The sequence below is a fragment of the Sphingobacterium pedocola genome, from assembly GCF_015209965.1.
GTDB lineage: Bacteria > Bacteroidota > Bacteroidia > Sphingobacteriales > Sphingobacteriaceae > Sphingobacterium > Sphingobacterium pedocola.
In genome coordinates this window covers 215,843-234,372 of sequence record NZ_MU158689.1, presented here as the reverse complement: position 1 = coordinate 234,372, position 18,530 = coordinate 215,843, and the positions used below count along the sequence as shown (strand labels likewise).

Here is an 18,530-nt window from a genome sequence, read left to right as displayed (position 1 = left end):
ATTTCCTAGTTTAAAGATGTCTGATCAAAATTTGGTAAATTACCCTGACGACTTAAGATCTCTGCCCGCAATTCGTCTAAATCTATTTTCCATATATTTAAAAAATAGGTACGCACAATATCAAGCTTGGCCTCAATGATCGCCTTACCTTCCTCACCTCCAATTGTCGTCCGTTCTTCCCATTGTTCGGGTGTCAACGTAATATAATAAGAATAGGTTTCGACAAAATCCTCATTTGCTTCTTTCGAAGCATAGGCCGAAATAAAGCCCTCGGCGACAGCCGTTTCATCATCGTAGATATCGCTCCATGCATCCGATACATATCCATTACCCGTAATCTGATCAAAAGATGTTGGATAATCTTTCGTTTGATGCAAAATATGTGCAAACTCATGATGGATCGTATGAAAATAGTAGAAATTTAGATACTCAATATCCTCTCCTGTTTCTTCATCGAGTGCATTCAAATTATACATAGTAATCTTTTTTCCACCCTCAGCGGTGCCTAATACCATGGTACCATTGTTACGATAGGCGGGCGACCCAATATAATTGAGTATTTTTGGAAAATAAGACTTTATAAAACTCTTGCTACCTGTCACCTTATCGTAAGGTGCTATACCAAGGTAATGCATTAATTTGGTCATACGGACCGAGCTTTCGTAATGAGCGGGACTGAGGTTATAATTCAAGTCTGATTCACCCTCCACGAATTTATATACAATAGCGATGTTGTAGTCTTCCGTATACATTGCGGAAATATAGTTGTCTAGCGCATTCTTCTCCACGTCCAAATCTTTAAAAACACTATCTGGATTAAGTTTCTCCTTGGAGCAGGAGAACAATAATACTGAAGACAATAAAATGGTAAATAGTTTAGTTAATCTTTTCATAATTATCTCGGATTAGGGGTTAAACCTGCGCTGATTACGTCCAAAGGAATTTGTAGAGCCTGCCTTTTATCACGAACAGTCAATTTAGACTCTGATTCTACGGAGGCAACGGTAGTACCGGAGGTAACAATACGTCTTTCAATCTCTATGCCGTATCGTTTCACATCAAACCAGCGTAAACCCGTATGTATTGTCTCTACGCGGCGGATAAACAACAACGCATGAAGTAAGTTTTCTTGTGTTCCGGCTTCCACGGCAAATTCTGGGTTCAACTTTTTCTTAGGCGTAGGCATCTGAGGTGTAAAATACTCCAGATTATTCGCCCAAGTATTGATACTTTCTACCGTAAATACGGCAGGAGGAGCTACCAACGTATTATCAACCCATCTCTTCATATCCACAACGGCTTCGTTATATCGCTTTAAATGAATAAGTGCCTCTGCCCTAACTAACATTGTTTCTTCTGTTGTAAAAGCAGCATAAACCCCTCGACTATAACCAATCCCTGCAACGGGGTCAGTAAATTCAAATAGATAGGGAACTCTAGCCATCAAGATCTTGTCGAGATTAGTGCCTGAATAAACAAATGCTCTCACCTTATATCCGATAGAGTTTCGCTGTCCATATGGGGCCGGTGCAAGCATCGTTTCTGTGTTAGCAATTAACGCTCCATGACTATAACGACCGCCTTCATAATAAGGTCCGAAATACACACCATGATTTGTCCCAGCGGTTTGCAGGAGCAGATTGGCTTTTATATCACTCCGGTTATAAAAAATCGCGACATCCAATACACCTCCTACGGCATTTGCGCTAATCTTATCATTTTCACGAAGTATTGCCGAAGGGTTTACGCCTATAGCGGCGTTCGCATATTGAACTGCTTTTTCCCAATCTTGCATATAAAGCGCTATTCTAGCCGCTAATGCATTTGTAGCCGCAAAGTTCATATGATACTTGGGTGTGGAATTATATGTAGCGTCATCAATTAATGGAATGGCTTCCGCTAAATCCTGTAACATATAGTCGTATACTTCCTGAACCGTATTGCGTTCGTATTTGGGATCTAACTCCGTTTCGGGACTAAGCATATACGTCACACCTAGATCCGTAAGGGAATGTGTTTTACTGTAATGTTGAGCAAAAAGGTTCACCAGGATAAAATGATTATACGCTCTCGCAGCCAAAGCCTCGCCGCGCTGGGGGTTTAGCGATGCGGGATTTCCCATTTCTTCGATAGCAACCAATGCAGCATTTGCACTGGCAATTGCTTGATAGCAAGCCTCCCACAAACTTTTAGGACTGTCATCTGTATTTTCTGTAACCTCTTCCCAGCGAAACAGTTGGGCAATATCCCGCTCACTATACGGATTTGTTGCTCCATAATCGTCCACATTATCTGAAGAGAACTCTGCCGAAACCAGATATGCTGTCTGTGGATAGGCAGAAACCAACATTTTATCGATTTTTGCTTCTGTATCCAGCGTCGCTCGGTTATCAGGCATCTCATCCAGAAACTTGTTGCAAGAAGTAAGACCGAGACCACATAAGAAAACGATCGCTGTATATAGTGTGTTCTTTCTTTTCATTTCTTTACTTTCTAAAATTTTCCATTATAACCCCAATCGCAATGTCAGGGTATATTGTCTAGCAATTGGTGCTGCTACCCCTCCTGCATTTACAAATTCCGGATCTTGTCCATTTAGCTTTTTATCAGCATAGATTAACAAGAGGTTGGTCGCATTAAAACGTAATCCCAGTGAGCTCACATTCCAGGCACTAATCCAATCTTTCGGCAATTCATAGGTCAGCGAAACATCCTTTAAACGGATGAAATCACCTTTTGCCGTGCGAACAGAAGAATAGTTGTAGGCATTGTAGGCATATTGAAGATCAAAATTATACGCGCGATTTTGTCCTGCAGATGCTATTGCCGGAACATTTGTGTATGCTTCATCTCCTGGTACCGTCCAACGATCTGCAAACTCTTTTGTAGACGATGTTAAATCAGAATACTCGTCTTTAAAGACGGGATCTAGCCGTACCACATTTCCATACGAATAAGTCACAAATACATTTAATCCAACATTCTTGTAGGTAAACATGTTGCCAAAGCTTCCGGTATGAATAGGATCCGTAGGACCTTCATACTGCAAATAGCCAATCTTGTCCCGCTCTTGAAAATAAATATCTGTAATGGTCTCCTCGCTATCCGGACCAATGAAAACAGGAAGCCCTTCGTCATTCAGATGAGAAAAAGGAATAGAAAACAATCCACGTACAGGGCGTCCCTGCATTGCAAATCCCGTTCCTGTAATCAAGTCGATCACTTGACTTCTGGTGTCTAATTTTGTTACCTTCGTTTTTACATTCGAATAAATTATATTCGATGTCCATTTGAAGTTTTCTTTTCTAAAAATATGTCCGGTCAGACTTAATTCCGCACCTTGCGATTGCATATCCGCAACATTCCCCATTTTGGATATGGTACCACCTAAACCCTGGGTATTCACAACGCCGATCAAGTCGAAATTATTACGCTTAAACCAATCAAATTCAACATTAATACGATTGTCTAAAAAGCCCATCGACGTACCGATATTTAGCTCGTGCTTCTTCTCATAGGTTAACTCTTCATTTGCCAGATCCGCTATTTCCAATCCAGATTCCGTATCGCCTGCTGTAGGTCTCCATGGTGTATAAGAACGATAAACCGCATATGAGTTAGTAACATCCGCTGGACCTCTATCTCCGGTCAGACTATAGGAAGCTTTCAAGGTTAAGTGCGACAATGCTGGGGATATATTCTCAAAGAAGTTTTCTTCGTGCGCATTCCAGGCACCTGAAATGTTATAACTTGGCATCCACCGTGCCGATGTCGCTTCACCTAATTTATTAGCTCCCTCATAACGGAAAGTCCCATTTAATATATATTTCCCAGCAAATGAATAGGTGGCATTTGTAAAGAAAGCCGCCTGCTTATACACTGTACTTGTAGGATCGTTATCTTTATTCCGATTTACATAAAAATAAGGCGTATTTTCCTCTTGTCCACGCTTAAAAACTCGGTAATCTGAGAAAGGACTTTCACCTAGGTCATATTGCAGTCCCCATCCTCTGAACCAAGTATTACCCCTGTCCGAAGCCGTTACTTCAGATCCTGCAAAAACATTAAATGTATGGTTTATATTGAACGTCTCATTATATTGAGCCGTAAAGCGGAACAGCTTTTCCAACATTTTATAATCGGTTCGGTTATATATCCCGCCTTCCGATAAGATCGATTCCTTTTGCGCGTAGGGATCATCCGGATCTTTATACAAGAATGGGTTTGCATCCCGTATCGTAGAATTTTCAGGAGAAATACCTGCCCTGTAAGCCATCGCTTGATTAGACTGATCCTTAATATAGTGATGCTGGGTTGTGTTCTGATATCGAACAGATCCGAATGCTCCGAGCTCCAACTTGGAAATAACTTTCCATTTCAGATTACCTTGAAATCTCAAATCTGCGACATCAATATCCATATAGTTGTTTTCCAACTCATGTAGGATATTAAAAGGAGCATAGTTACGGATATAAAATAGATTTGGGTCCAAGGTACGTGAAGAGTTCATGGCATACGCATAAGGATTGATATCGAAATCGCGCTTTACCTCGCCAAAAACCACATCTGTAGACTGCCCTAAAGTGCCGGGCGCTTGCTGACTGCGATAGGATCCATTGGTAATTATATTGAGTTTCAGATTGTCTGAAATATTATAATTTGCATTCAAGTTACCTGTATACCGGTTTACGCTACTACGTTCCGTCCATCCGGGATCCACTAGGGCACTTATGGAAGAATAATACTGTGATTTTTCCGTTCCAGACGACATACTGACTGAATGGTTATGTTGCAGACTTGGCTGAAACAATTCGCCGAACCAGTCCGTATTCCGGTATTCCGCTTCCCGCAAATGTGCATTGGTGTGTTTACGATCACCGTATAGATCGTTATAAAGTTCGCCATTTGCAATTAATTCATACATTTTACCATAAACACCGGTATTCTGCGCTACAGCAGTCTCGGCAAACTTAAGATACCCTCTGCTATACATATCATCGTAAACCGACATCTGCTCTTGGGAATTCATAATATTAAACTCCGAATACCGGGGAGTTGCTCTTGATGTATACTCACCAACATAATTAAGTGAGCTACGTCCAGCGGTTCCCTTTTTTGTCGTAATTACGATAACACCGGCCATTGCCCTAGCTCCATAAATAGAAGTAGCAGAGCCATCTTTCAGAATCTGAAAAGATTCTATATCGTGTGCATTTATACCTGCAACCGCCGAACTGATCAACGTAAGTGCATCCCCAGAGGATAGCGCATCCGCATTCACGTCTGCCACATCTTCGATGATAACACCATCTACTACCCATAGCGGTTTAGAACTACCATAAATAGATGTTGCACCCCGCACGCGTATTTTTGGAGCTGTTCCAAAAGTTCCCGTTACATTTTGTACAGAAACCCCCGCCACTCGTCCTTCGAGTCCACGGCTTGGGTCAATTTGTCCGCCAATTTGTGCGTCGTCGCCTGAAATCTGTGATGTAGCTCCGGTAAATAGTCGCTTGTCTAAACGCTGTCCCATACCCGTGACAACTACTTCTTCAATGGCTTGATCCTCGGAAACCAACTGTACATTTACCACCGTTTGAGTTCGAATCGCAACATCCTTCGTCAAATACCCTACATAACGAAAAGACAGCACACTACCTTGTGGTGCCGATACAGCAAAAGTTCCATCTTCGTCCGTTGTAGTGCCTAGAGATGTGCCTTTGACGCCTACCGACACACCAGGAAGTGGATCCCCATTTCCGTCTGTGACTCTTCCCGACACCCTATTCTGCTGCTCTTCGATTACCCTAGGCTGAGGCAAAGTACTCTCTTTATAAACGACAGAAATGGTTTCAGCAATAATTTTAAAAGAGTAATTATCGCCGGGCAAAATCGCGTTCAGAACATCTTTTAAATTTGCGTTTCGTACATTGACATTCACGCTCGCCGACCTTTTTAGCACCTCGTCGCTGTACAAAAATCTATAGTCTGTCTGTTTACTGATCTGGGCAAAAGCATCCTCCAATTTCGCGTTCCTTAGCGAAAGTGATACTTTTTGTGCGGTCCCTTCAGCGTAAGCACAAGTCATAAAAACCAACAAAAGACATGTTGTTATTTTCATAATTCGGAAAATTGAGACAATAGGCGGTTTCCACGCTTCCATGCGCCTTTTGTCAAATGATAAGTTATTCATACATTTGAGTAATTGAGTTGATGTTAGGGGTTAGTATTCTTAATTTAACTTAATGTCTTACAGGGGTGCGCCAACACTCCTGTTTTTTTCTTTTTTGTCCGTTTATACCATAATCTATTTTTTTGTTATTAATAATTTATTCTTATCCAGTTTAAAATCTAATTCGCTCACAAATTCCAACATCTTCAGTACTTCGGAAAGGCGGACATCCCGTCGTATTTCACCCGAATATGTATCAGTGAGCGATACTTCTTTAGAAAATACAACCTCCAAATCATACCAACGCTTTAATTGGTTGGCGATGTTGATGATATTATCCCCCTTAAAATAGAATTCGTTGTTCTTCCAAGCTAAGTCTTTCTGCAAATCGGCACGTCTCACTTTGAGGCCTTCCGTACTCCATTCAGCACTTTGTCCCGGCGAAATAATAACAGATTGCGCGTCCTTACTCACTTCTACACTTCCTTCTTTTAAAGACGTCTTGCTTTTTGCACCGTAAGTCGACACATTGAAATGCGTACCCAGCACTTTTACTTTTAAATCTTCCGTCTCTACATAAAAAGGCTTAGAAACATCTTTAGCTACTTCGAAATACGCTTCTCCAGAAAGAAATACACGTCTTTCCGTATTGTTAAATTGGGTAGGAAACTTTAATTCACTATTGGAGTTAACCCACACAATAGTTCCGTCGGACAACGTCAGTTTAAAAAATTTTGCCGTGGGAACCACTAGTGTATTCAACACCGCTACATCGGCAATGGAAGCGGTTATCTGATCTTCGGCTAGTAAGCCCCCATTCTGAGGAACAGTAAGTGTGTCGTCCACTTTTACCTCCTTTCCATTTGCCAACACGATCTTAGCGCCGAGGTTTGCAGGCAAAATATCATTGGTATACTTGGTATCTGCACGTTTCACGAAGCGCGGCTGGGAATCGAAATCGCTATTATTGAAAAACAGGTAAAAACTTAAAGAAAACAACAAGGCGATAGACGCTGCAACCATCCAAGAAAAATGCTTTTTTGTACCTCGATTTCGTTTATTGTTGATTTGCGTCCACGCATTCTCTTCATCGATACGCTCCAACCAACTGCCATCTAACTCCGTCTTGCTAGTTAGCAACTCATCAAAAAGATCCCTATTCCGAGAATCCATCTTTAACCAAACGTCTAAAAACTGTCTTTCATCTTCGGAGATAGACTCGTTCTTAAACATTTTAACTAAAATGTCAGCTATTTTTAAGGGGTTAGTATCCATAATCTAAGCTAAGAAACTTAAATCAGGAAATGGGGTGACAAAAAAATGTATTTTTTTAAAAATCGTATAGAAATACAGCTATTAATACCAAAAAATAATCTGGATGCAGTTTTTCACGAAGAACTTGGAGTCCTCTTTTCTTTTGTGTTTTAATCGTATTCATACTCAATTGCAGCTGATCTGCGATTTCCGCATTAGAAAGTCCCTCTACGTAACTCATTGACATAATATTTCGGCACGCATCCGGAAGCTTGGCTAGCACGGTATGAATAGCGGCCATAAATTCAGCACGAATAATATGATGTTCATAATCGATATCATCCGACTCCTGATACGTGTTACGCTCCCAGAATTTTTTGACTGTATTGTTTTTCCGATTGAGGTTATATACCGCAAATTTTATAGAGGAGTACAGGTACGCTTTGATTGCCGGTTCATCTTCCGACACTGTCAATTTATGTTGAAAATAACTCACAAACGCATCTTGAGCCAAATCTTCTGCTAGGCTTTCATCCTGTACCATTTGCCACGCAAAGTAACATAACGAACGGTAGTACTTATCAAACAACAGTTTATCTGCATCCATAATCTTAATTTGTTGATCGTTGACAATTTAGATTGGCAGCAACTCCTAGAATCAGAGATTTGACTCTATGCTACAAGCAAGTTAGCAAAAAAAAGGATTTATTTTAAGAAAACCCTACAATAACAGAAAAAATACAAATAAAACCGTAAAACCACCCAACATTGTAACATTACCCTAAGAATTGCGATGTACTCTCGTGCAACTGAAAAAACGCGATCCTTTCTAAGGGATCGCGTTACGGTCTTATCTATTCTTTTTTTCTTATTCTTCCAAGCCAGCCGCTGATGAAGAAACTGACTATCGCACCTACGGTCGAGAGTACAACAGTTTCTGCGATCCCTCCTAGTGAGATAGAAGCCCATACCGAGCAAAAGGTACCGCCCAGCGTACTGATGCGCACGTCGTTAAGTTTCATCACACTCCGGCCTTTCTTCTTCGTCTACCTCGCTATCCTTCTGACCTCGGACTTCTGCTTCCTGATCCCCGGTCTCAGATTCCTGCTTCCCATTATCCATTACGGACTCCAGCACTCCCAGACCCACCGCGACATATTTAATAATTTTTAATGCCTTTCCCGGCAATTTAATCGGAGCCAGCAGTATCACCTGTACTGCACGGCTTATTTTGTTTATAATGTTTTTCATTAGTATTAAGTTTGAGTATTGAGTATTGAGATGTATGACCGTTACAACGTCATCGCGAACCTGAGGCACGAGGGTGACGCGATCTTATTTTGCAAAAGACAAAAGATTGCCGCGTCGCTACGCTCCTCGCAAGACGAGAATAACACTTCTGACTCCTAGTCTTCTAACCCCTAACGCCTGCCCCCTCTAAGATCGCCGCGTCGCTATGCTCCTCGCGATGACGAGAATAACAGTTCTAACTCCTAACTCCTAGTCACTAACCCCTAATCACCAAAAACACTTCTGCTTCCATATCCCATAGGCTGTACACCAGTGCTTTGAGCTTTTCCAACGCCTTACGGCTGTGGTCGCCGGTTCCTTCCCCGGTGAGCGTTGTAACCGGAGCGATGCAGCCATGTAACTCTTTCATCGCGTTATTGGCTGGATGGATCAGGATCGCTTCGCGCCCCAGTACATTCGGGATACCGATCTGTTCCCCGTTCTTCGGGTAGATGCGCTTCTCCAGTTTATATCGCCCTTCCGGGATACAGCTCAGTCGCCGCAGGTTATTCCGATCCGGTAATTCTATGGCATGGCAAATGTGTTCACCTTTGTAGGTGATGGTTCCATTTGTTCCCTTCTCTCCGTATTTCCGTCGGAGATAGAGTGTTGCTGTATTCATTAGTAGTGAGTATTAAGTATTGAGTATTAAGACCTAAACCGTAATTGCGAACCGAAGCTTGGGGATATGAGGTGGAGTGAAGCAATCCATAAAAAGATTGCTTCGTCGTTCCTCCTCGCAAAGACGAGAAGAAACATCTCCTAACCTCTAACTACCAACCCCTAGTCACCAATCACTAACCCCTAGTCACCAATCACCAGTCACTAGCGCACTAAAATGCTAGCGGTCTGGCTCCAGTCGCCTGCACCCTGCGTATTAACGGCACGTACACGTACCTCATAGCGCTTTCCGACCTCGAGCGGAGCGAGTATATTGTTGCGGCTCGACGTCGTCGTGAGGCGGTCGCTCCATTCCGACTCCGGTTGTGTGATCATCCGGTACTGGTACTCGTAGATCAGCGCCCCCCGCTGTGCTGCAAAGTTTAACCGCGCCTGTCCCGACTGCCTTCCATCACTCATTTTCACCGACTCCACCATCAGCGGCACCAACGCTGCCGAGCCCATATTGTTCGTCGGAAATCCTGAGCTTAATAGAACAGCAAGCCTTCCCTTGGCCACCGAATTCACATAATAGGCCAGCTGTTGCAGCGCCTCAGCAAGTGGTTCCTTGCTGTCATTCTTAATTGCCGTATCCTCCGGCGAACCCCGCTTGCGGGATATCGCCAGTTTTCCCGTAAAGTCATCCAACAAGACCTGGACATCATCGAGTACAGGTGCCGGAGCGGGGTAATTACTGTTGTCTGTCATAGCGCCAACAATGGTATTGGCTGTTACTACGAGTTCATCGTCTTTCATCCGGGAAAAACTGATGAGTGCTTTTGCTTTAATTGCCATTTTTTTATTTTTTTCGTGAACAGGGTGATCCATGAAGCCGACATTCACCTCTCACCTATCCTTGCCGTTCCGTAGTCCTCGCGAGCTGACCGAACGATACAAACGTAGGTATGCAATGTGGCCCACGGCGACTTTTGACACGATTTGGCATAAATTGACACGATGAGACATTTTTCAGACAGGATAAATCTAAAAAAGACCTAAAAAACACCGCATACAGCATACGGTGGCGTACATTCAACGTATGCTACACGAACTACAGCCCATGCTAGAAAAGACACACAAGCTGTTATGTAGCCTACCCTCGTGTATAGCACACGTACAGCATGTTGCATCCTGTCTACACCATGCGGTAGCAGGGAGACACACCCCGTTAGGCGACTTATCGGAAGGTGTAAAAGACGTATCTGCCCACATAGCGCACTTGCATACCTTGCTAACGCGCATACAGCAGGTGATAGATGAGCTACACCAGGCGATAGCATGCCTACATACGCCGATACAAAGCACACAAGACCTGTTACGGCTCCTACATAAAGCTGTACCCCTGCTAACGTATACTGTAAGACTGTAATCAGATCCTGCCTTTGAGCCGGCTCTGCTCGAACGCCTCCTGCAGATCCTCCTCAAAATAGTTGTCCTCACCGGTAAGTCGCATCGGCTTAAGCAAGCCCGATTTGATATGGCGATTGTATGTAGACTCACTCATGCCAAGCTCCTGGATCACCTCCCACTTGGTCCAGCGCCGTCTTTTCTCCAATGGAAGCCTACGGTGTCCGATATGTTGTTTGATTTCGCCTAATAATAAATAGGTATCCTTCAAGACCTGAAGGACAAGGTTTACTAAACTTTTCATAACTGGTTAGTACGTTTTTCGCCACTTCCGAAAGCGGCTGGGTTTAATAAAATTTTTGATATTTATATCTGACTGTCAGTCCTCCCCTCTATCTTTCCCTCGTCTGATGAGCTTCTTACGTGATTCGCGATTGATCGGCACCTTCTCTATCTGACCCTCTGTTAGAAACAAATGCTGCCCAACAAGATGGTCCACAAAATTCATGTTCACAATAAAGCTCTGATGCACACGGAGAAAGTATGAAGCAGGCACCTCCAGTTCCATTTCTTTCATCGTATATCGCCCGGTAAGTTCGAAATCCCGGCCGATGATGTCGACGTAATTGCCCTGTGAGGCTATGTATATCACATCCTTGAAAATAACCTGTTTATAAATACCTCCCTGCATCAGAAAGAACATATAGCTGCGTTCGACCGAGGTTTTTATGGTTATGGAAAAATTGAGGCGTGAAAACACTTTGATCAATGCTCTAGCTACCGCCTCGTACGTCACTGGCTTCACCAAAAAATCCATCGCATCAATGGCAAACCCTTGAAGCGCAAACTCTTCGTGTGCCGTGACCAATACCAGCGCTGGCCGCTTATCCAGCGGCAGCGAACTGTAAAGTTCTATTCCGGATATGCCGGGCATCTCAATATCCAAAAAAACCATGTCAAAATTTTGCTTTTTTATGAGGCGGGCAGCCTCAAATCCATCTTTTACTACATTTATATCATCTATCTCATCAAACTCCCCCAATATTTCTACTAACTTCGTCGCATCGTTAGCGTTGTCGTCGACAACCAACAAAGAAAATTTAGGCATAATTATGTGTTAAGGTTAAAATTACAGTAAACTCGTGCTCGTTCTGGTTTTCGTAAACGATAGCAGCATCATTTGGCAGAAACTCTCCGTAAAGCTGTTTCACCAAGGCCATCCCTTTACCAGTTCCCGGCGATACCGCAGTAGACACGCTATTGCGAATCATAAGCTGGAGTTTTCCTTCCAGCAGCATCCACTCCAGGTAAATCGGTTGCATTAAGTTATCCGGGCTGTACTTAATCGCATTTTCCAACCAAGTCATCAGGGTCAGTGCAGGCACGGATCTATTCCACATCCGCTTACTGAGGAGGTTTTCTCCATGTACTTCAAACCGGCGGTGGCTGGCGATCTGCATCAACAACTTTACGTGTTTCCACTCCTCCTCCAAAGCTACCAATGTTTTACGTTGAGCAAGCATCGTATAGATATACCGAAAAAAAATCAATGTATCTGCCGTACTGATTGACCGGTTATCCTCTGCCATATCTAATAGTGAGGAGATGAAATGTCCGGACAGCAGCTGGCTATGCTCTTGCATCTTCAGTCTACTCTTTACCCGTGCAAATTCCAACTGCAGTACAAACCGCTGCCAGAAGAAATAGTCTATCGATACGGCTGCCATCAGGATCAGATTGGCTGTAACTACTCTCGTATTAAATATTATCCTTCGTGCGTCGGTCAGTTCTGAAAAGAAAACAATATCCCAGCGTGGAAGCAGGTGATAATAATATTGAAAGGTCGCTTCGATCGTGGCTAAGATCAGGATAACGGACAAGGGCAATAAAAGCCATTTCATCCACCTTCGATGCACGACGAAATAGCCTATGCAAAACCATATTAAAAAGACGAATAAATAAGGAAATGCATATGCTAAAAACGTAACGAAGGTAAACCTGTGTAAGACCTCAAGTGTTGTTCCGACCAGCGTAGCTAGTATGACTAACAGCCACAAGGATGCCCGGAAAAACAAGCCGTCTCTCTGCGATAAGAACCAGTCTTTAAGTTGATGCATTGATTTAGATATCGGTGAATCGTTAAATTAATAATAAAATAGTTATTCTATGGATTTTATTTCAAAAAATTGTTGCCCGCGCATATCGAAAAAGAACGGTTTACCGCGGAGCAACATTGGCATCATCAAGACCGGTTGCTTCAACTCCAATGGCACAGGTGCGATCTTTTCCTTCTGGTACCGATGCAGCAATGCCCAGTTCTCCCAGGCTAGCCAGTTGTTTTTGATCATCTGTTGAAACGTCTGCACTAACTGTGTGCTACACCGCACGTGATATGCGTCGCAACAGGTTGAGTCTTCATGGCCAATCGAATGTGGGCCATCTATTCTCCACTTATCGTCTATTTCACTCTTGGTTAGATGACCGATCGCGACGGTTATCTTAAACCTTTCTGCCAGTTTTAAGATATTGGTTCGCCAGTAGACATGCCCCTTATGCAACGGCACTTTTAACAAGCTTCCGTCGAGTTTTACCGCATCCTGCTGCAGACCTTCATCGGCATCCAAATAAATAAGCACCCAGCGATTACGCTGTTTCACATGCGTCAATACCTGTTTGAGTACCATATTATTATCGGCTACAATACAGTCGAAGACATCTGTCCTTAACCTTGCACGACCCATTTCTTCCTCATACCATTGTTGTTCGCGCGCTATGATACGTGCAGATGCCAACAGTGTAACTTTATACCCCGAGGCAATTAATATCCGTGGGAGTAGACGGTACGGTCCAAAGTGGAAGGTGAGCCATATTCCCGAGCCCGTGTTTAAAGAAACAGCCGGTTGTTTACATAAATCAGCCACCGTGCACTTGTTATACAGATCGGCATATTCCTTTTTGTTGGCCATCCATATTTCAAACCCATCCTGCAATTCTAGGATACTTTTATCTGGAAAGTGCTGCAATACATTCGCGTACCAGAGCGCACGCACCACCTCGTTATTATTCGTGTTGTTCATAACAATTTATTTATAGTTGGTCAATAAGAGATGTCCAAAAAGGTGGATTTCGTATATCCATAAACTCTTCCACCCTTTTTGGACAAATCTTGCGGTTAACTCACCCGATTAAGATGATTAAACCCAGCATTTTTCAGCGTCGATCAGATCGTCGAGGATCGGATCCCCTTTGATCATCTCCGCCATGTCACGGCCTATGAAGACCGACACATCCAAAACATTCAGTACATTTTCCATACTACTTGAATTTTTGTTTTGACCTGGAACCAAACGGGTCAGATCACTCCCGTCAAACCGTACGATTTTTACTATTTCTCATCAGCTGATACGCAAATATCACGGACAGATTTCATAAAAGAAAAAAGTGGGAAGAATAGCCTGAATACGTTTTAAGCAACATTTTAAACGGTCGCGAAGCGTAGAAAGGGTAAGATATCACTGATTTTTGCACCGATATCCCTCTTATATGCTATATGTACCAAAATTAGGATTCGATACCGCTCATTCCGTATATTTCGGGCCTAACAACACATCTAAATATGAATGAGAACATGGAAACCCTATTCGGTGATTATTTGTCCGATTTATACCCAGATTGGCTTGCCGAACTGCCTACCCTATTGGATTATTTTATCCACATCGAACTCGACACCGGTGAACACCTACCTGCTAAGCTGGGCGACATCTACTTCGTTGGCGTAGGTACTATTGGCAAATATGAAAAACACATACCGAAGCGGTATATTTTGAAAACGGGTATTATTATCGTACCGCTAAAACGTAATAATGTACAGTTAAAGGCGATCGAGGCCTCAGCGGTATTGTTGCTAAAGCGCGATGCGCTGTACAGCCTGTTGAAACTTTCTCCCGACCTGATCAAGCTATACGATGAGCTACTGGCACAACAGCAGCAGGAAAAGGATTTCAGGACACATCTGTTGGAGATATCGAAAGGCGACCGGTTAACGTTGTTTCGGGAAAAGTTTTCGCAGGTCATACCCTTGATTACGCGCCGAGAGCTTGCCAAATTTTTGGACACCAGCGAAGAGTTTCTCCGACAGCGGTTTTAAATCCAGGTTATAATCCCAATTCGTTGCAATAGAATCCCAATTCATTGGCGCAATAGCCCAACCATCATCTGATTTCTGTTTCTAATTTTGAATTGCGGGGAGGCGTAATGTATTGCTTTCTCAAATAAAGCATACAAAATGAAAAAGAAATATCATAACAGAAAATTTGCATTGTTCCCGGATGTTCCGGTGCGCTAAAGACAAAGTGGTTCAACGGCTGTAGCAGTCAGGGGATCGAAATACGGAAAGCATACCGTAGCACTAACAGGGTCATAAAGGCTACACGGCTGCGGCAATGATGGAAAAACAAAAAAAGTTATACAGTTTTAAGTTTACTAAAATGATAGCAAAAATTAAAAACACAACAAAAAACTTAACCGTGCTCGGTGTGGCACTATTAGGTCTAGCAGTAACAACACAGTCTTTTGATAACAAGGAAGATGTCGAAGAAAAAGCAGATGCTAAAAAGAGTGCAGTACTTGCACCAAACTTCTTGGTCAATAAGGGAGCTTCCTTTAGTCCGCGTAATACAGTAAATCCGTCTTTAAACTGCAATCAGACGGACAGCAAAAACTGTACGTATCAAATCACGGCAGAAGGTATGGAGAATGTGCCGGAACAAGAATCTTACACTCCTACTCAAATAGAAGAGTATGAAAGCAACGGCTGGATCGAGCCTCATGCACAATCGGGGCTTGCACTTTATCAGAATTAAATCGACAAGAATAGCGCCCGCAGCCGGGTGCTATTCTTTTTAAAATCAATCCTATCAAATATTATTCTATGTATGTTTTAAGAAAATGGACAAAACCCTCAACATCAACCCTTGGGTCTGGTACATGCTCCGCCACCGGCATACCATTTTTATCGATCAATATTAGTTTAGGATAGCCAATGATATCAAAGTCAGCAATCATGGGATGCCCTTTACCCAGTCCACCAGTGTACAAATTTGTCGCTTCCGACGATGTATACTCCTCGCTTTCAAGAGATCTACTCCACACGTCAAAATGTTTATCAATACTAATCGAGACAAACACAATATCGGGATTTTCTGTAAAGAGCTGCTTGGCCTGCTTAATTTTGGGAGCCAGTATCTTACAACCCGTACAACCTGTAAACCACCAATCCAATAAGACGACTTTGCCTCTAAAATCCGAAAGCTTTATTGACTTCCCGTCCATATCGACAAACTCATATTCCACTGCTGCACTATTTACCGCCAAAATTTCATTGTACGGTGCCAGCAAAATTTCGCCTAATCTTTCCCGATAATCATCAATATCTAGCTTTCCAATATTATACAATTGAACGTACCACTCTCTGATTAATTTTGAACGTAAACGTTCGTTCTTGATTTTAATAATTTCATTGAACATTTCGTCGGCCGTGTAATACAACAAATCCTCATCAAACTTGCATGCGGCGTCATAAGATCTTAAGTTCATCTGCCTTATCAACTTTCTGTACATCACGTTCGCAGTGTAATACGAACGCTCTAGTCCTATAGGCGAGAAACCTTCTAAATATACTAACATATCGATATCATCGTATAACTTCGCAAGTTCTAACTTGGTTATTTCAGGATTTGCTAAATAGTAACTATGCATCATGGAATATGTTCTGTCCAACACATGTGTCACATGATCCGCAACCAACATCTCTTTTACTAAACTATCAATTCTCAAAAATTCAAGTATCGATGAAGAAGCAGCTTGCACCTTTCTTACATATAAGTCAGCTAGTCTAATAAATTCGTTGGGTATGTAATATCGTGTTTTATCCAGTAATCGAGCATGCAATTCGTCCCCAGCTTGATCCACAAAAAATGGATTAAATTGAAATCTGTAGAAGTCCTTATTTTTCCCATCGAAAAAACACCTTAAATAAGCTATCTTCGGATTTCTACCGTCGAAAAACTCATAAGATAATTCCAATGAATCGTTCTCCAACAAAATAAATGGCCGACCTTCAGGTGCATCTGTATTTTGATTTGCAACATATTTTCCCGTAGTATCCTTGACGGAGTATCTTAGCCAATAATAGCAAAATTGATCATCTACAGGTAGCATGATATCGCTCACCCCACTATCCAGTTTCAAAGTAAATTCAGATAAATCTGTACTCGATCTTGAGTTGATCTGCTTATTGAGCTTGGTAAAGGCTATCTCCTCTATATAAAATTTTGTATTATTATCTTGCCGCACAGAAAGTTTGGCATATTTCTGCGCGCTGGCTGCTCCCGTTGCTAATAACAGGTATACTACTAATCCGATTATGATTTTGTTCCGCATGTTATCTTAAATTTTGTGTAATTCCACTTCGGTTAATTTCGCTTACCGGTATAGAAAAAATATATTTGGGATCATTTGGAAGCAGTGAAAACTCGGCCCCAACTGCTTGTTGTCTACGCACGGAAATTGAATATCCTTCCGCATTTAGTCTCTTGAGATCTAACCATCGGCTTCCGCGCCACACCAGTTCCTTTCTGCGTTCTAACAATACCATATCCATCATTTTTTCCTTATCCTTACTCAGCTCTTCAAGATCGTAGGGTATATCGCTATATCGCATGCGTAGGAAATTTTCGAATTTTTCTTGCGCTTCGGAAAGGTTACCGTTTCGAGTGGCCGATTCGGCTTTGATCAAGTAAATCTCGTCGGTGGCGAGGCCGGTAAATGGAAATGTGGAAAAACCTGTATAACTGTAATTAGCATAGCTCAATCCGCGGCTATCTGTTCCAAAATACAATCTTCTACGGGGTTCATTTGCATTAAACAGTTCGATCAATAGTGGATTTACACGAGCTGGAGAAAAATCCGCACCGTAGAGCTCTACGTACATTGGACAGGTAGTTTTATAAATAATTTCTACATGATCACTTGTAAACGGATTCGAAACTGTGAGATCAATGTTATTATAGTCAAGTAGGCCATCTGAAAGCTTTAGACAAGAATCTGCATAAATCTCCGCACCTTCGTAATTACCGCGGTATAATTCCATACGGGAAAGCAGCGCAAAGCAGGACAACACGGAAGGTCTATACTTATCCTGCACCGGAACGCTATGTATCAGTAGGTCTTTAGCCTGTAACAGATCAGATTTGATCAGTTCGAAGGTTTGCTCCAATGAAGCGCGCTGTTCAATGACATTCACATCGGCCGTCGTTCGCAATGGTAAACCCAATTGGCTATCATTAGCGTCGTCAACATATTCACAAAAATGCGTTGCCAAATCAAAATACGCATACGCCCTTTTAAAGAAAGCCTGACCTAATACGTCCCGCTTGTTTTTGGTCGTTCCAATTACATCTTCTATCCCTTCGATCACATTGTTTGCAATAAAAACTGCAAAGTATCCATTGTTCCAGTCCTTAACCTGCTGTTCGCCTGCATACATATCCCGATCCCAGAGGTACACATGGCGTACCAGTGGACTGATAGCCTCTAGCGACTCTTGATCGAAATACACATCGTCGGAAGAAATTAGACCCAAACCCGTAGTGCCTTCGTTAATAAGTGGGTTATTTAATAGCAATTGGTAATCTTCCACCGTAGATGGAACCAACATCGAAGATCTCGGTTTCTCTGCTAAGAAATCTGATTTCGTACAGGAGATCATGCATACGCACGTTATGATTATATAAAAAATTCGCATGGC

The 18,530-nt window shown here is 42.4% G+C and carries 17 protein-coding genes; 3 read left to right on the top strand and 14 right to left on the bottom strand.

Annotated elements, in window-relative coordinates; translation table 11 throughout:
• Positions 1-5 precede the first annotated feature (5 nt).
• From C4F40_RS00945 to C4F40_RS00910, 8 genes are all read right to left on the bottom strand, one after another.
• On the bottom strand, positions 6-893 hold the full coding sequence (locus C4F40_RS00945) for a zinc-binding metallopeptidase (RefSeq protein WP_196937501.1): 888 nt from the start codon (positions 891-893) through the stop codon (positions 6-8).
• Between the two features lie 2 nt (positions 894-895).
• A complete protein-coding gene (locus C4F40_RS00940) occupies positions 896-2,482 on the bottom strand; it encodes a RagB/SusD family nutrient uptake outer membrane protein (RefSeq protein WP_196937500.1) in 1,587 nt (528 codons plus the stop codon).
• Positions 2,483-2,506: 24 nt separating this feature from the next.
• Positions 2,507-6,121, bottom strand: coding sequence for a SusC/RagA family TonB-linked outer membrane protein (locus C4F40_RS00935; protein WP_231389876.1), 3,615 nt, complete (start codon positions 6,119-6,121; stop codon positions 2,507-2,509).
• 186 nt (positions 6,122-6,307) lie between these two features.
• The gene (locus C4F40_RS00930) at positions 6,308-7,447 is read right to left on the bottom strand and encodes a FecR family protein (protein WP_196937498.1); all 1,140 of its coding nucleotides are present in this window, start codon (positions 7,445-7,447) and stop codon (positions 6,308-6,310) included.
• A 55-nt stretch (positions 7,448-7,502) separates the two neighbouring features.
• A complete protein-coding gene (locus tag C4F40_RS00925) occupies positions 7,503-8,033 on the bottom strand; it encodes an RNA polymerase sigma-70 factor (protein WP_196937497.1) in 531 nt (176 codons plus the stop codon).
• 404 nt (positions 8,034-8,437) lie between these two features.
• Positions 8,438-8,677, bottom strand: coding sequence for a hypothetical protein (locus C4F40_RS00920; RefSeq protein WP_196937496.1), 240 nt, complete (start codon positions 8,675-8,677; stop codon positions 8,438-8,440).
• Between the two features lie 256 nt (positions 8,678-8,933).
• The gene (locus tag C4F40_RS00915) at positions 8,934-9,338 is read right to left on the bottom strand and encodes a DUF5675 family protein (protein WP_196937495.1); all 405 of its coding nucleotides are present in this window, start codon (positions 9,336-9,338) and stop codon (positions 8,934-8,936) included.
• Positions 9,339-9,541: 203 nt separating this feature from the next.
• The gene (locus C4F40_RS00910; protein WP_196937494.1) at positions 9,542-10,171 is read right to left on the bottom strand and encodes a fibronectin type III domain-containing protein; all 630 of its coding nucleotides are present in this window, start codon (positions 10,169-10,171) and stop codon (positions 9,542-9,544) included.
• A 244-nt stretch (positions 10,172-10,415) separates the two neighbouring features.
• On the opposite strand from C4F40_RS00910, the gene C4F40_RS00905 reads away from it, so the two are divergent.
• Complete coding sequence (locus tag C4F40_RS00905; protein ID WP_196937493.1) at positions 10,416-10,745, top strand: hypothetical protein; 330 nt, start codon at positions 10,416-10,418, stop codon at positions 10,743-10,745.
• On the opposite strand, the gene C4F40_RS00900 is transcribed toward C4F40_RS00905, so the two are convergent.
• The 4 genes from C4F40_RS00900 to C4F40_RS00885 all read right to left on the bottom strand — a co-directional run bounded on the left by C4F40_RS00900 (position 10,746) and on the right by C4F40_RS00885 (position 13,800).
• Positions 10,746-11,027, bottom strand: a complete 282-nt coding sequence (locus tag C4F40_RS00900) for a hypothetical protein (RefSeq protein WP_196937492.1) — start codon at positions 11,025-11,027, stop codon at positions 10,746-10,748.
• A gap of 75 nt (positions 11,028-11,102) precedes the next feature.
• Positions 11,103-11,831 (bottom strand): LytR/AlgR family response regulator transcription factor, encoded by a 729-nt coding sequence (locus C4F40_RS00895; RefSeq protein ID WP_196937491.1) that lies wholly within the window; start codon positions 11,829-11,831, stop codon positions 11,103-11,105.
• Complete coding sequence (locus tag C4F40_RS00890; RefSeq protein ID WP_196937490.1) at positions 11,824-12,840, bottom strand: LytS family sensor histidine kinase; 1,017 nt, start codon at positions 12,838-12,840, stop codon at positions 11,824-11,826. The genes C4F40_RS00895 and C4F40_RS00890 overlap by 8 nt, the downstream gene beginning before the upstream one ends.
• 42 nt (positions 12,841-12,882) lie before the next feature.
• On the bottom strand, positions 12,883-13,800 hold the full coding sequence (locus C4F40_RS00885) for a lysophospholipid acyltransferase family protein (protein ID WP_196937489.1): 918 nt from the start codon (positions 13,798-13,800) through the stop codon (positions 12,883-12,885).
• A 539-nt stretch (positions 13,801-14,339) separates the two neighbouring features.
• On the opposite strand from C4F40_RS00885, the gene C4F40_RS00880 reads away from it, so the two are divergent.
• Together C4F40_RS00880 and C4F40_RS00875 are read left to right on the top strand one after the other, a co-directional pair.
• Positions 14,340-14,870, top strand: a complete 531-nt coding sequence (locus C4F40_RS00880; protein WP_196937488.1) for a hypothetical protein — start codon at positions 14,340-14,342, stop codon at positions 14,868-14,870.
• A gap of 340 nt (positions 14,871-15,210) precedes the next feature.
• Complete coding sequence (locus C4F40_RS00875) at positions 15,211-15,585, top strand: hypothetical protein (protein WP_196937487.1); 375 nt, start codon at positions 15,211-15,213, stop codon at positions 15,583-15,585.
• Positions 15,586-15,646: 61 nt separating this feature from the next.
• On the opposite strand, the gene C4F40_RS00870 is transcribed toward C4F40_RS00875, so the two are convergent.
• Both C4F40_RS00870 and C4F40_RS00865 read right to left on the bottom strand, forming a co-directional pair.
• Positions 15,647-17,164 carry a TlpA family protein disulfide reductase gene (locus tag C4F40_RS00870; protein ID WP_196937486.1) on the bottom strand — a complete coding sequence of 506 codons (1,518 nt, stop codon included), beginning with the start codon at positions 17,162-17,164 and terminating at the stop codon, positions 15,647-15,649.
• A gap of 1 nt (position 17,165) precedes the next feature.
• Complete coding sequence (locus C4F40_RS00865) at positions 17,166-18,491, bottom strand: RagB/SusD family nutrient uptake outer membrane protein (RefSeq protein ID WP_196937485.1); 1,326 nt, start codon at positions 18,489-18,491, stop codon at positions 17,166-17,168.
• Positions 18,492-18,530 lie beyond the last annotated feature (39 nt).